Origin of the sequence: Bradyrhizobium sp. CCBAU 53351, assembly GCF_015291745.1 — a bacterium.
Taxonomy (GTDB): domain Bacteria; phylum Pseudomonadota; class Alphaproteobacteria; order Rhizobiales; family Xanthobacteraceae; genus Bradyrhizobium.
Map to the genome: position 1 here is coordinate 3,155,218 of NZ_CP030059.1, position 13,820 is coordinate 3,169,037.

General features: G+C 62.1%; 11 protein-coding genes. 3 read left to right on the forward strand and 8 right to left on the reverse strand.

What is annotated here, in order from left to right; translation table 11 throughout:
* Positions 1-110: 110 nt before the first annotated feature.
* Complete coding sequence (locus XH83_RS14700) at positions 111-701, reverse strand: TetR/AcrR family transcriptional regulator (RefSeq protein ID WP_194407674.1); 591 nt, start codon at positions 699-701, stop codon at positions 111-113.
* 129 nt (positions 702-830) lie between these two features.
* On the opposite strand from XH83_RS14700, the gene XH83_RS14705 reads away from it, so the two are divergent.
* Complete coding sequence (locus XH83_RS14705; protein ID WP_194407675.1) at positions 831-2,069, forward strand: MFS transporter; 1,239 nt, start codon at positions 831-833, stop codon at positions 2,067-2,069.
* Between the two features lie 126 nt (positions 2,070-2,195).
* Here the strand turns inward: XH83_RS14705 and XH83_RS14710 are convergent, their stop codons facing one another.
* Positions 2,196-3,158: an ABC transporter substrate-binding protein gene (locus XH83_RS14710; protein ID WP_194407676.1), complete on the reverse strand. Its 963-nt coding sequence runs from the start codon at positions 3,156-3,158 to the stop codon at positions 2,196-2,198.
* An 849-nt stretch (positions 3,159-4,007) separates the two neighbouring features.
* Between XH83_RS14710 and XH83_RS14715 the strand changes: the two genes are divergently transcribed.
* Together XH83_RS14715 and XH83_RS14720 are read left to right on the forward strand one after the other, a co-directional pair.
* Positions 4,008-5,030, forward strand: coding sequence for an ABC transporter substrate-binding protein (locus XH83_RS14715; protein ID WP_194407677.1), 1,023 nt, complete (start codon positions 4,008-4,010; stop codon positions 5,028-5,030).
* A gap of 188 nt (positions 5,031-5,218) precedes the next feature.
* Entirely contained in the window at positions 5,219-6,640 is a 1,422-nt protein-coding gene (locus XH83_RS14720) for a serine hydrolase (RefSeq protein WP_194407678.1), read from the forward strand.
* A 141-nt stretch (positions 6,641-6,781) separates the two neighbouring features.
* Here XH83_RS14720 and XH83_RS14725 read toward each other — a convergent pair whose 3' ends face one another.
* The 6 genes from XH83_RS14725 to rnr all read right to left on the reverse strand — a co-directional run bounded on the left by XH83_RS14725 (position 6,782) and on the right by rnr (position 13,814).
* Positions 6,782-8,020, reverse strand: a complete 1,239-nt coding sequence (locus XH83_RS14725; RefSeq protein ID WP_194407679.1) for an acyltransferase — start codon at positions 8,018-8,020, stop codon at positions 6,782-6,784.
* Between the two features lie 338 nt (positions 8,021-8,358).
* Positions 8,359-8,526, reverse strand: coding sequence for a 50S ribosomal protein L33 (rpmG, locus tag XH83_RS14730; protein ID WP_007603295.1), 168 nt, complete (start codon positions 8,524-8,526; stop codon positions 8,359-8,361).
* A 124-nt stretch (positions 8,527-8,650) separates the two neighbouring features.
* On the reverse strand, positions 8,651-9,976 hold the full coding sequence (locus XH83_RS14735) for an LLM class flavin-dependent oxidoreductase (protein WP_194407680.1): 1,326 nt from the start codon (positions 9,974-9,976) through the stop codon (positions 8,651-8,653).
* A 261-nt stretch (positions 9,977-10,237) separates the two neighbouring features.
* Positions 10,238-10,990 (reverse strand): NUDIX hydrolase, encoded by a 753-nt coding sequence (locus XH83_RS14740; protein WP_194407681.1) that lies wholly within the window; start codon positions 10,988-10,990, stop codon positions 10,238-10,240.
* 32 nt (positions 10,991-11,022) lie between these two features.
* Positions 11,023-11,463: a DUF983 domain-containing protein gene (locus tag XH83_RS14745; protein WP_194407682.1), complete on the reverse strand. Its 441-nt coding sequence runs from the start codon at positions 11,461-11,463 to the stop codon at positions 11,023-11,025.
* Positions 11,457-13,814, reverse strand: a complete 2,358-nt coding sequence (gene rnr, locus XH83_RS14750) for a ribonuclease R (protein ID WP_194407683.1) — start codon at positions 13,812-13,814, stop codon at positions 11,457-11,459. The genes XH83_RS14745 and rnr overlap by 7 nt, the downstream gene beginning before the upstream one ends.
* Positions 13,815-13,820: the final 6 nt, after the last annotated feature.

Genomic DNA, 13,820 nt, shown 5'->3' on the forward strand with positions numbered 1-13,820 from the left:
GTAGCTAAAGTTCGATGCGCCAGGGCGAAACTCCCGGCCACAAAGCTGCGCTGGAGCGCAACCCGACAGCGGCGGCGAACAAGTCGAAGACGCGAAAGAGCGCCTGCGCGTCAGCGACCCTTCGCCGGCTTCGCATCGCCACCCACTTCCACCCCGGCATTCCGCAATAGCACCTTCGCCGCTTCCTTTGCCGCGCGCGCCATCGCCGGATCGTCGCGCACGAGGTCCTGGGCAATGGAGCCGTCGACCAGGAGCACGAGCTGCGTTGCGAGCGCGTCCGCTTCCGTCACGCCGAGCTCGGTCAGGCGGTCGCGAAACCAGAGGCGGCGGCTTTCCTTGAAGGCCACTGCGATCTTCTTCACGGCGCGGTCCGCGGGCCCGAGCTCGGCGACCGCATTCACGAACGGGCAGCCGCGAAAATCCCTGGCCGCAAAACGCCGCTCCAGCGAATCGAAGGTGGCGAGGATCTGCTCGGCCGGCGGCTTGTCGGAAGGCGAAGCGTGCACGAAGCGGCGCTCCAGATAGGCCGTGATCAGCGCGTCCTTGGAGGGGAAGTGGTTGTAGAGCGTGCGCTTGGAGATGCCGATCTCCGCCGCGATGGTGTCGACGCCGACCGCGCGAATGCCTTGCAGATAGAACAGTTTGTCGGCGGTCTGAAGGATCCGCTCTTTCATCGTCTGTGGGGCGGGCGGGGGAGCCATGCAGCAGAAAAGGTCCTGTTCGCTTGACAGCACCTGCCAATCATAGCCTAAGTACACAGGTCTGTGTAACCAAAATCAACGGCAAAAGCAGACGGCGGCGATTGCGCCGTGCCCAAAAGGGAGACGAAAATGCCCCTGCTGCAGGTCCTGCGTCCGACATTGCCCATCCTGATCGGCGCCTCGATCATGCTGACGCTGAGCATGGGGCTGCGGCAGTCGCTCGGCATCTTCATGCAGCCGCTGACGCATGACATCCACATCTCGATCTCGGACTTCACGCTGGCGCTGGCGGTGCAGAACCTCGCCTGGGGCTTTCTTCAGCCGCTCGCCGGCGCGATGACGGTGCGCTACGGCTTCCGCCCGATCATGATCGCGGGCTCGCTGATGTACATCGTCGGACTCATTCTGATGGCGACCGCGAACGGCCTCGTCAGCATCATGATTGGCGCCGGAGTCTTGATCGGGACGTCGCTGGCCTGCACCGCGGCTGCGATCGCGATGTCGGTGGCGGCACGCGCGGTGCCCGCAACGGTGCGCTCCACCGTGCTCGGCATCGTCTCCGGCGCGGGCTCGCTCGGCGCGCTCCTGTCGGCGCCGATCGGGCAGATGCTCAACGAGGGTTTTGGCTGGCGCGCCGGGCTCGCCGGTTTCGTCGTCATGTCGGTGCTGATGATCCCCGCGGCCTGGTATGCCGGCCGCGTCGATCAGGTCCCGCTGCCCAAGCCCGCCGCCGACGACATCGGCGATGCCAGCGCGGCGGCGGTGACAAGGGCGGCGTTCGGCAACGCCTCCTTCGTGGTGATGACCTGCGCCTATCTCGTCTGCGGCATGCAGCTGGTATTCCTCACCACGCATCTGCCGTCATATCTCGCCATCTGCGGCCTCGATCCGATGCTGAGCGCGCAGACGCTCGGCATGATCGGCGGCTTCAACGTGCTGGGCTCGCTGTTCTTCGGGTGGGCCGGCCAGCGCTGGAACAAGCTGGCGCTCTTGGGCGGCATCTACATCCTGCGCTCGCTGGCGCTCGCCTGGTACTTCATGCTGCCGGCGACCCCGTTCTCGACGCTGCTGTTCGGCGCCATCATGGGCTTCCTCTGGATGGGCGTCGGCCCGCTGGTCGCGGGCGCGGTCGCCGAGATGTTCGGCCTGCGCTGGCAGGCGATGATCCAGGGTCTTGCCTTCATGAGCCACCAGATCGGCAGCTTCCTCGGCGCCTACGGAGGCGGCGTGCTCTACGACGCGCTCGGCTCCTACACCATGGCCTGGCGCATCGGCGTCGCGCTCGGCCTTGCCGGCGGCATCGTCCAGGTGGCATTCGCGCTGGTCAGGCCGTCACAGCCGCCGGCGCCGGTGTTGCGGACGGCGTAGATAGCGGCGTGAAAACGCCATTGTCAGCTTGCGAGCTTTGAGCGGACGCCGCGTTGCTTGGCCGTGATGGGCCGCTTGTGACCCGGATCGGACTTAGGTCATGTCCATATCTCGGAAGCGGGACCCCTATTCAATCACTCGGTCCGCCATCAGAAGCACTTGCTCAGGGACAGTCAATCCCAATGCTTTTGCCGTCCGGAGATTGATCACGAACTCAAATTTGGTCGGCTGCTCAACCGGCAAGTCCGCTGGATTCGCGCCCTTTAGAATGCGGTCCACGTAGCCGGCTGCAAGTAGGAAGAGAGCCTTGAGGTCCGGCCCATAAGCCATCAATCCGCCCCGATCCGGGTAAGTGTTGACCTGAAATACCGTGGGCAGCCGATACTTCAGAGCAATTGATGGCAAGGCATCGCGCGGTGGGTCTGCAAGTACATAAACCACATCGCAATCCGCCGCTTTCATGTCTGCGAACGCCTTTTCAAGGTCTTCCGGGTTCGGCACAACGAAGCGCTGCACCGAAATGCCGATGACCACTGCTGCCTTCGTTGCACTTTGTGCCATCGCCGGGTGCACCGGGTTATTTGAGGTGAGTACGCCGATTTTCTGTACCTTGGGAAAGAGCAGGCGAATAATGTCCAGCGTCTTGGTCGTGGGATCTGCGAACATATTCGCTGTGCCGGTTATGTTGCCTCCGGGCCTCGTGAAACTCTTGACGAAGCCTGAACCGACAGGATCGGTGGCTGGCGACATAACAATCGGAATCGTCGAAGTCGCCCTTTGTGCCGCCGCAATCGCAGGTGTCGCTTCAGCGATGATAACGTCTGGCTTCAGTGCGATGAGCTCCGAGACTAGACCGGGCAGCAGAGAGTAGTGACCTTTCGCCTCGCGCAGATCAATGATTAGGTCGCTTCCTTCCCGGTACCCCATCAACTTGAAGGCTTCTCTGAACCATCCGATAATTCGCTCGCCGGAGCCAGAGGTAACCAACCCGATGCGCCGCGGTCGCAATGAATCGGCATCTGCAACAGCAGCGATAGTGATCGAACAGGCCGTCGTAAGCACCGCGCGACGCGTTACTATTCGACTCACGAGCTTCTCCTGATGTCGAGAGTGGAGCGCGATTGCAGTTGTTTCCGTCGCTTTTCAGCCAAATTGTTGTTCGTTTCTTTGTGCCCGGGGCAGGATCTCAGTTTGGAGTCCTGCAATGTTAAAGCAAGTATTTTTTGCGTATCTCCTTGTTGTCATCAGCCCAATCTGCTCGGAAGCGGGACCTTACCGCATCAGCCAAGCGCCCGAATGCAATGTCATCATGCCATGTGACTTGTCGTCCACGCAGACGCGCGGTGAACGAATTTCACCCCACCCACTGCAGGCGTATCGCCCAAAACAACTTTAGCCACGGCCGAGAGCACAAGGGCGTTGCCTGCTGGTGCTCACAACCGGATTGTCGCCGGTCGGCCGACCGGCTGCCCTTCTTCGTTTTGTGGTTGTGGCGCGGCGCTGCGAGTGTTTGGTCGTGTGGTGCCTGAACTAAACCTCGCAGCCAACTGGCTACGCTTTCCGCGTACCTCGCCCGCGCTCGGCATGGTCGCGGCGCGACGCGGGCACGTGTTCATTTTAGAACAGCATCTCGGAGGCGACATTTGGACGGCCTTTGACGCAACTCAGGCGGCCACGTCACGAGGATGCACCCGCCATCATTGCGCGGCTATACGGTTGTCAATCCTCACGCTGCGGGCTGAAACAGGGTGCACAACAGTTGGCCTAAAGGTCAGCTTCTGGCCCATCGACGACCATTCGGTGCGGTCGGCCGACCGCCGCTTTTTGACCCCATGCGACCCGACACACCGTCGAGTATGCTCTTCAATGGTCTGTCACAGAACGGCGCCAACGTGGTAGTCTATGCCTCCCATGAGCGCGGTCCTTGAGGAGGGACTTATGCGACGGCGGGAGTTCATCGGACGTTTCGGCCTTATTGGCTCAGCCGCATCAATACTGTTTGGTCAAGGCTCAAGCGCGCAGTCTGCGCCGAAACGTCCGATCATCGCGTGGGCGGGAGCTCCGCCCGCAGGTGCGCCCGCAGGCGCAAACGTGCCTCAATTCATACTGGACCTAGTATTTGGCAATTTTGTCAAAGGTCTTTTGGAGTTCGGTTACGAGCAAGGTCGAAACGTTGACGTCATAAAGCGATTTGACATGTTTGCTGACCGAGTAGCAACCATGGAAGAGATGGTGGCTCTGGTCAAACCAGATATCATCGTCGCGCCCGCGACGTTGCAAGCCGTCGAGGCCCGAAAGGCGACATCGACGATACCGATTGTCTGTGGCGCTCTCGCGGACGCGGTTCATCTGGGCTTGATTGCCAGCGAAGCTCGCCCTGGAGGAAACGTAACGGGCATTGAGCCCTACATTGCGGGATTGCCGACGAAGCAAATTGAACTCGTGCGAGAAATCGCGCCGATGGCGCGGCGTGTTGGACTGCTTACCAACATGAACGACCCCAAGGGCCCGCCCCAAGTTGGGGACTTGAGGGCAGCTTGCCAAAGTTTGGGCTTCAGCGTGGTCGAAACCGATGCCAGTACGGCGAACGACATTCCGGGTGCGCTCGCTGCGCTGGCGAACGAAAAGGTCGATGTCGTCGTTGTCATTCAGACTAATCTGTTGCTTGTCCGATGCGAGCAGATCGGCGCCATTGCCCTTGAAAAGCGGCTGCCGACCGTCTTCGGATATCGCGAGCACGTTATCCACGGCGGCCTCGTCAGCTATGGAGTTGACTTGCGCTGGTGTTATCGTCGCATCGGTTATTTTGTAGACAAGATTCTCAGGGGTGTTCGACCCGGTGACCTTCCCATCGAATTTCCCACCAAATTTTGGTTGGCAGCCAATCTCAAGACAGCGAAGACGCTCGGCGTGACCGTACCGACCGGCCTTCTCGCCCGCGCCGACGAGGTGATTGAGTAAATGCTGCGTTGCCGAGTCTGGTGTTGGCCCTTAGCTTCGTTGGCGTGGTGCAGTTATGTGTCGCCTCACAGGGGGAGACCGGACGTTTGCATCCGGGCGCAAAACCGACGTGAATGACCCGTAGCGGACTAACGCTGCTTCACTAATATTGGGCACCCTAACGCCGCATTCGCCTGGGAGATGTCAGATTGAGCGATTTGGCGACAGAATTGGATCCCTTCATTGCGAAGGTCTTGCAGCATTGGGCTGTACCGGGAATGTCCGTTGCGGTCGTCCGCCGAGATGGTCCTGTTCTCGTTAGAGCCTACGGCGTGCGCTGTGTCGAGACGTCCATTTCTGCCGATGCCGACACCGCTTTTGGAATTGGGTCCTGTTCAAAAGCCTTCACATCCGCATTGGCTGCTGTGCTGGTGGACGCCGGTGCGATTGACTGGGACGATCCCATCCGGAAATATCTGCCTTCATTTGAGCTCTATGATCCTTGGATAAGTGATCACGTGACGTTGCGTGATTTGCTTGCCAATCGGACCGGACTGTCGCGTGCTAGTGCCGGGGAGTACGGCTCCGACCTCAGCCGAGCGGAGATATTGTTTAATGCCCGCCACATTCAACCGGTAGCCGGATTTCGCGATCAATTTACCTATTCCAATATCGGCTACGCTGCTGCGGCTGAGGCAATGGCCCTTTCTGTGGGGCATCCATTTGACCGCATCTTAAACGACTATCTCTTGACCCCACTCGGACTGCGGCCCGGTAATATGTCACGTGCGGACGACAATGTTGCCGCTCCCCACTATCAAATCGAAGGCAAGGTTCGGGCTGTCCCTGCCATGTTCGTGGACAATCTGCTTGGAGCAATCGGTCAGACAATGAGTGCTCGTGAGGCAGCAACGTGGCTGCGCTTTCATCTCGCGGAAGGAAAATCATCCGCCGTCGGCTCGTCTCGGCAAATAAAAGAGACGCATCTGCTGCAAACTGCGCGCAGGGATCAAACGCTCAATGATGGTTATGGTCTTGGCTGGCACGTTCGCAATCGGCGCATTCAGCACGACGGCAGCATTCGCGGATTTCGAGCCAACATTTGGTGCGATTTGGCAGGCGGCCTGGCAATATTTGTAGCGACCAATCTCGGTTCAGGTTTCGCTCACTTCGCGGTTACCAATCGAATAATACAGCTAATGCGTGGTGAGACCGTAACGGACTGGATTACCCATTTCGATGAGGTCTTGCGGAAGGAATTCATTGACCGGGTTACAAGCTTCAATGAGGAAAAGCGCAAGGAACCGGTCTCTACATCTCGTTGGTCTCAGGAAGAGTTTGTCGGTACTTATAGACACGAAGGGTTTGGCTTGCTCCACATCGAACCAAAAGACAACCATCTGTGGTTTCGCATTGATGGATTGTCCGGCTTTGACGGTCCGTTGATGCGCTTTTCGAGTTTGGGGTTTGAATATCAGGGTGAGCGAGATGCCATGGCTTTGGCTCGCATGGCATTTGCAAGCCCACCACAGGGTGACCGCGCGCGGCTTCGGTTTCAGAGCGACGGCCACACGATCCAAGGCCTGACGTGGGACGATTGGTTTGGCAGCGCGAGATTTGTACGAAGTTAGCTCCCAATCGTCGTATGTCCGGTCCTGGGCCCATCGCTGACATCAAGTGGGACTCCGTTGACGTCGTCTTCCGCGCGTAAAGCGGACGCGACAGTTCCAGGAGATAGTCGCTCTCGTGCTCTGGGCGTAGCGAGGTACCCCTTAGGATGTTGCGGCCTTCACCTTCATGGAGACGGGCAGCGGAAAGCGGAGCCCCCGTGCCCAAGCCGGGCGACGCGATGCGGGCTGCTTCTGCGGCAGCTTGCCGAAACGCGCGAGGGCTTGCATCAGCGCAGCCCGGATGGCCGGCTCGATCTTCGCGCAGATGAACCAGCAGACCAGCCCAAGCAGGCCGAGCGCGATCCAGAGTGCCGAGGTGGCATCGAAGCCTGCGTCGATCAGGGCACGAATGATCGCCGCGCCGATGACGTTGTGGGTGAGATAGAGCGGGTAGGTGATCAGTCCCAGCGTTCGCAAATAGGCCGGTGCTTCGGGTGCTGCGGCGCCCGCAGAGCGCCTGTTTCTCCTCGCGGCAAGGGCAATGAGGAGCACGGCAAGCGCCCAGACCATGATCGGCACGAGAGCCGATTGATCGGCGATGGCGGGGATCGAGGTCAGGAAGAAGGAAGCGAAGACGTAGATCTCCGCGGCGCCCGAGAGACAGGTGACGACAACGGCGAACTGCTCCAGCGCCGTCAATTCCCTGTTCGCGGAGATGAACAGCCAAATCCCCAGCGCAAAGAAGCAGCCATGGCTCAACAGGAAGGCCGCGCACGGCACCCGAAACATCAGGATGACCAGATAGGGCAGGTCGGACGGCGTCGTGCAGGACGCGACCAGCAGCGCGACGGCATTGAAGATCGCGCTGTAGATGGTGAGGCCGAAGGCCAGGTGCCGCAGCGTGATCTTCCTCGTGAGCATCGCGCAGAACACGAGCCCATAGAACGCCGTCTCGGCGGCCAGCGTCCAATAGACCTCGTCGAGCCACTGGCCCGTGACGCCCTTGGGCACCATCAGCATGGCGTGGATGTAGGGCAGGATGAGCTCGGAGGCCGGACCAGTGCCGAACAGCAGCAGGACGAGGAAGGTCGCGGTGGCGCACACCCACACCGCCGGATAGAGCCTGAGCGCGCGGCCGAGCAGAAACGCGCCCGGTGAAGATGTGCTCGCGGAATTCGCAATGACGAAACCGGAGATCACGAAAAAGATCTCGACGCCGACCCAGCCGAACCACGTGAAGGCCGCGGCGGAGGGGTAGATCACGTCGGCGGCGACGGTGCGCTCGAAGCCGGGGACACCGATCGACGTCCAGGCCCAGGACCAGAACATCTGGTGGAAAATGGCAACGCCGAGCGCGGCGGCGAAGCGCAGTGGATCCAGCAGGGGCAAATGGCTCTTCACGGCAATGGACCGGATTCATGCGAACGATGACGCAGGAGATAGTGAATCCGGTCAGGGTGCTCTGCGAGGTGGGTCACACATGCTCCAGCGCGCCGACTGTGCAGATCTCAGTGTGGGAGTAGGTGTCCTCAGCTCTCGAGTCCCGGAGGCAGCGCAGCGTCGCTTCCAACGAAGCGCTGCAGAGCCGGGGCCCATGTCTCCATGGTGCCGTGTTGGCTTCTGGGTCTCGGCTCTGCGCAGCAGCGTTGCACGCTGCAGCGCGTCCGGGACACGAGATGGCACAAAATAAAACGGGGCCCGAAAGGGCCCCGCAAAACTCCTCGACGCTTAAGCCGATCTTACTTGATCTTGGCTTCGCGGAATTCGACGTGCTTGCGCGCGACCGGATCGTACTTCTTCTTGACCAGCTTGTCGGTCATGGTGCGCGAATTCTTCTTGGCGACGTAGTAGAAGCCGGTGTCGGCCGAGGACACGAGCTTGACCTTGATGGTGACCGCTTTGGCCATGTTCAGAACCTCAGGAATGAAGGGAATCTGGAGCCGGCCAAACGGCCCGCGTTGGCCGGCAACCTAGCCAGAAACCGCCTGATGTCAAGGTTTTAGGGGTCGAAAACTGCCCGAAACGGGCCCTTTACCCCTCGAAGAACCGGTTTTTCGGCCTGGGCAGGCCGAAATTCTCCCTCAAAGTGGGCCCTTCATACTCTTTCCGGAAAATCCCGCGCCGCTGCAGCTCCGGGACCACCTTGTCGACGAAATCGTCGAGGCCGGCGGGCAGGAACGGGAACATGATGTTGAAGCCGTCGGAGCCGCGCCCGACCAGCCATTCCTCCATCTGGTCGGCGATGGTTTTGGCGGTGCCGACAAAGGACAGCCCGCCATAGCCGCCGACGCGCTGGGCGAGCTGGCGCACGGTGAGCTTGTCGCGCCTGGCGAGGTCGACCATGCGCTGGCGGCCGCTCTTGCTGGCATTGGTCTCCGGAATCTCCGGCAGCTGTCCGTCCGGATCGAAGCCGGAGGCGTCGGTGCCGAGGATGACGGAGAGCGAGGCGATGGCGCTGTCGTAATGCACGCGGCTGTCGAGCAAGGCGCGCTTTTCCTTGGCCTCATCGACGCTGTCGCCGACCACGACGAAAGCGCCGGGCAGGATCTTGAGATGCTCGGGGTCGCGGCCGATCTTCTCCATGCGGCCCTTGATGTCGGCGTAGAGCTTTTGCCCGTCGGCGAGACTGCCGCCGCCGGTGAAGACAGCTTCCGCCGTTTCGGCCGCGAGCTGCTTGCCGTCTTCGGAGGCGCCGGCCTGAACGATCACGGGCCAGCCCTGCACGGGGCGGGCGATGTTGAGGGGACCGCGCACCTTCAGATATTTGCCGTGGTGGTCGAGCGTGTGCATCTTGGCGGGATCGAAGAACAGGCCGCTCTCGACGTCGCGCACGAAGGCATCGTCGGCGAAGGAATCCCACAGGCCCGTGACGACATCGTAGAACTCGCGGGCGCGCTTGTAGCGCTCGGCGTGCTCCATGTGATCGTCGAGGCCGAAATTCAACGCCGCGTCCGGGTTCGACGTCGTGACGATATTCCAGCCGGCGCGCCCGCCGCTGAGATGGTCGAGCGAGGCAAAGCGGCGCGCGACGTGATAGGGCTCGTCAAAGGTGGTCGAACCCGTCGCGATCAGGCCGATCCGCTCGGTGACCGCGGAGAGCGCCGACAGCAGCGTGAACGGCTCGAACGAGGTCACGGTGTGGCTGCGCTTCAGCGCATTGACCGGCATGTTCAACACGGCGAGGTGATCGGCCATGAAGAAGGCGTCGAACTTGCCGGCCTCGAGCTTCTGGATCAGGGTCTTGATGTGGCCGAAATTGAAATTGGCGTCGGGCCAGGCCCCGGGATAGCGCCAGGCGCCCGTGTGAATGCTGATCGGGCGCATGAACGCGCCAAGCTTGAGTTGCCGTTGTGCCATCGCCCGGTGTCCTTCTTCATTGTCGTTCGGAAAGACATAGGCACGCGCGGGAACTCCGCCATTGGCGGGAGCGGGAAGATTATTTTGTTTTTTGCAGCTCTCTCAGCACGTCATTCCGGGGCGCGCCGGCATGGCGCGAACTGGGGTGCGCGATTGCGCACCCATCGGGTCGCGGAGACGATGGATGAATGGATTCCGGGCTCGCGCTACGCGCGCTCCGGAATGACGAGAGGAGAGAGGGGCGCGTCCCGTAATACAGCCTCAGCCCAAAATATCCTTTTGCATCTTGCCGCCGTAGAAATGGAAGAACGGCACCGGCGCGTCGTGGCGGAGCGGGCCGGTGGCAAGACGGGTGTCGAGCTCGTTGAGCACGTTGCGCGTCATCGGATGCAGATCCGCCAGCGGCTTCGAGCCGAGCTCGACCCAGACCAATTCGACCAGCTCGGCATCGGCGTGGATGACGCCGTCGACGCGATGGGTGATCGCGGAGGCGTCCGCGGTGAAGAAGCGCGTGTCGAAGCGCTTGACGCGGCCGGGCGGGGTGATCGCACGGGCGATCAGGAACAGGCTGGAGGGATCGGGCAGCAGGCCGGCATCGGCGAATGGCTTCCAGGGACCGTCGAGCTTCGTCAGCTTGGCCTCGGTCTTGCGGCCGAGGCAGAGACCGGTCTCCTCGCAAGCTTCGCGGATCGCGGCAATCGCCAGCGACTTCGCGCGCGAGGCCGGCGTCTTCGGGCTGCCCTTGGCGAGATTGGCTTCCAGCTCGGCGGTGATCGGCGCGGCGCAGGGCACGCGATAATCGGCCTTGTCGACGCGTCCACCCGGGAAGACGAATTTCCCGGGCATGAACACTACCTTGTCGTGGCGTTTGCCGACCAGCACCTTCGGAATGGCGCCGCTGCGATCGACCAGGATCAGGGTCGCCGCATCCCGGGGGCGGAAATAGGGATGATGGTCTGCTTCCTTTTCCTCGTGGACCTTTGCCTTGTCCGCGACTTGCGCAATATCCGTCATGTCCTCACCCGAACTCTTCTTGCTTATTTGGCCTATACCGGCGGAATACCATCGGGAGGGCTCTCGTCAAACCCGTGCATACGCAGAGCCCATTGCAAGCCGACCACAGCTCCCTTCACCGGCTGCAGCAGCGCGAGCGAGGCGACGAAAGTGAAGGGCAGATAGGCCGCGAAGCTGATCCAGACCGGCGTGGTGTAATTGGTCTCGATCCACAAAACGGCCGGCACCACGATGTGGCCGACGATGACGATGACGAGATAGGCGGGCAGGTCATCGGCGCGGTGCGGCGTGAAATCGAGGCCGCATTTGGCGCAATTGTCTGCCGTCTTCAGGAAGGCGCGGAACAGCTTGCCTTCGCCGCAGCGCGGGCAGCGGCCGCGAAAGCCGCGCTTCATCGCCGCAAAGACATCGCGCTTCTCGACGAGGCCGCTCTCGCGCGTCCAGATTTTTGGGACCGTGCTCATCGTCACCATGCTTTGCCCTTCTTGCCCTTGGGTTTTCCCTTGGGTTTCCCCTTGTTCTTCTTCCCCTTGGCGGATTTTGGCTTCGACGGCTTGCGTTTTTTATCCGGGCTGCGTCCGGGATGGGCCTTGAACGAGGGGCGGCGTTGTGGACCAGGTCGCCTGCGGTCGCGCGGGTTCGTCTCACTGGAGGATGACAGCAGCTCGAAGCGCAGCGCGCCCGCAATGGGGGCGGCTTCGATCAGGCGGACATCGACGACGTCGCCCAGCTGATACATGGTGCCGCTGCGCGTGCCGATCAGCGCATGGCGGCTCTCGTCATAGTTGAAATATTCCGTGCCGAGGGATCGGATCGGGATCAATCCGTCGGCGCCGGTCTCGGCGAGCTTGACGAACAGGCCGGCGCGGGTGACGCCGGAGACGCGGCCCTGGAAGCTGGCGCCGATGCGGTCGGCGAGGTGATGGGCGATCAGGCGGTCGACGGTCTCGCGCTCCGCCTTCATCGCGCGCCGCTCGGTCACCGAGATGTGGGCCGCGACCTCGCTCAGGGTTTCCGGCGTCTCGCTGTCGGGCAGGGCGCCTTCGCCGAGGCCGAGCGCGCGGACCAGCGCGCGGTGCACCACGAGGTCGGCATAGCGGCGGATCGGCGAGGTGAAATGCGCGTAGCGGCGCAAATTCAGGCCGAAGTGCCCGTAGTTCTCGGAAGAATATTCAGCCTGTGCCTGGGCGCGCAGCACCACCTCGCTGACCAGCGGGTAATAGTCATGGCCTTCGAGCTGGGCCAGCACGCGGTTGAACGTGGTGGGCCGCAGCGCGCCCGCTTTGGCGAAGGGAACGTCCAGGGTCTCCAGGAATTCCGCGAGGGCGTGGACCTTCTCCAGCGTCGGCTCGTCATGCACGCGGTAGATCAGCGGGAGCGACTTCTTCTCCAGCATCTCGGCTGCCGCGACGTTGGCGAGGATCATGAACTCCTCGATCAGCTTGTGCGCATCGAGGCGCTCCGGCACCACGACGCGGTCGACCGTGCCGTCGCTCTTCAGCAGGATCTTGCGCTCGGGCAGATCGAGATTGAGCGGATCGCGCTCGTCGCGCGCGCGCTTGGCGCAGGCATAGGCGGCGTAGAGCGGCCTCAATATCGGATCGAGCAGGGGGCCGGTGGTGTCGTCGGGCCGTCCGTCGATCGCGGCCTGCGCCTGTGCGTAGCTCAGCTTCGCCGCCGAGCGCATCAGGATGCGGTGGAAGCTATGCGAGCGCTTGCGGCCGTCGGGCCCGAGCACCATGCGCACCGCGAGCGCGCCGCGTGGTTCGCCCGGCACCAGCGAGCAGAGATTGTTCGAGATCCGCTCGGGCAGCATCGGTACGACGCGGTCGGGGAAATAGACCGAGTTGCCGCGGTCGAGCGCGTCGCGGTCGAGCGCCGAGCCCGGTCGCACGTAGAAGCTGACATCGGCAATGGCGACGTTGACGATGAAGCCGCCTTTGTTGTTGGGATCGTCGTCTGCTTGCGCGTGCACCGCGTCGTCATGATCCTTCGCATCCGGGGGATCGATGGTGACGAGCGGCACGTCGCGCCAGTCCTCGCGTCCTTTCAGGTTCGCAGGCTCGGCGGCTTCCGCTTCGCGCTCCGCGGCGGAGGAGAATTGCAAGGGAATGTCGTGGGCGTAGATCGCGATCAGGCTGATTGCCTTCTCGGATTTGACCGAGCCGAGCTTTTCTTTGACCCGGCCGGAGCCGAGGCCGAAACTGCGGGTGCGCACGATGTCGACGCTGACGAGGTCGCCATCCTGCGCGCCGTGGGTATCGGCTGCGGCGATGTTCAGCTCGCGGTCGGCGGCCTTCTTGTCGACGGGGACGAGCCGCCCGCCGCCTTCGGGCAGGCTGCGGAAGACGCCGAGGATGCGGGACTTGGTCTTGTCGAAGACCTTGATGATGTGGCCGCGATAGGCCGGGCCTTCGGTCTCGTCCGAGCGCTCGACGCGCAGCAGCACGCGGTCGCGGACGCCGGCTGCGGTGCCGGGCTTGGGCCGGCGTGGCATCTCGATGAGGATCTTTGGCGGCTCGCCGCTCTCGACCTCGTCCCATTCGGTGGGGGAGGCGATCAGCTCGCCATCACTGTCACGGCCGGTGATGTCGGCGACCAGCGTCGGCGGCAGCGTGTCCGGCTCGGACACCTTGTGGCGCTTCTTCTTGATGGTGCCGTCGTCGGCGAGCTCGCGCAGCATGCGCTTGAGCGCGATGCGATCGGCGTTCTTCAGGCCGAACTCGCGTGCAATGTCGCGGGTGCCGACGTTTCCTTGATTTGCCTTGATGAAGGCGACGATGGCTGCCCTGTCGGGAAAGCCATGGTCATTCTTGCGTTTCACTTAACC

Coding starts and splice junctions, on each gene's coding strand:
- XH83_RS14700 (WP_194407674.1), bottom strand. CDS start 701: ATGGCTCCCCCGCCCGCCCCACAGACGATGAAAGAGCGGATCCTTCAG.
- XH83_RS14705 (WP_194407675.1), top strand. CDS start 831: ATGCCCCTGCTGCAGGTCCTGCGTCCGACATTGCCCATCCTGATCGGC.
- XH83_RS14715 (WP_194407677.1), top strand. CDS start 4,008: ATGCGACGGCGGGAGTTCATCGGACGTTTCGGCCTTATTGGCTCAGCC.
- rpmG (WP_007603295.1), bottom strand. CDS start 8,526: ATGGCCAAAGCGGTCACCATCAAGGTCAAGCTCGTGTCCTCGGCCGAC.
- XH83_RS14735 (WP_194407680.1), bottom strand. CDS start 9,976: ATGGCACAACGGCAACTCAAGCTTGGCGCGTTCATGCGCCCGATCAGC.
- XH83_RS14740 (WP_194407681.1), bottom strand. CDS start 10,990: ATGACGGATATTGCGCAAGTCGCGGACAAGGCAAAGGTCCACGAGGAA.
- XH83_RS14745 (WP_194407682.1), bottom strand. CDS start 11,463: ATGGTGACGATGAGCACGGTCCCAAAAATCTGGACGCGCGAGAGCGGC.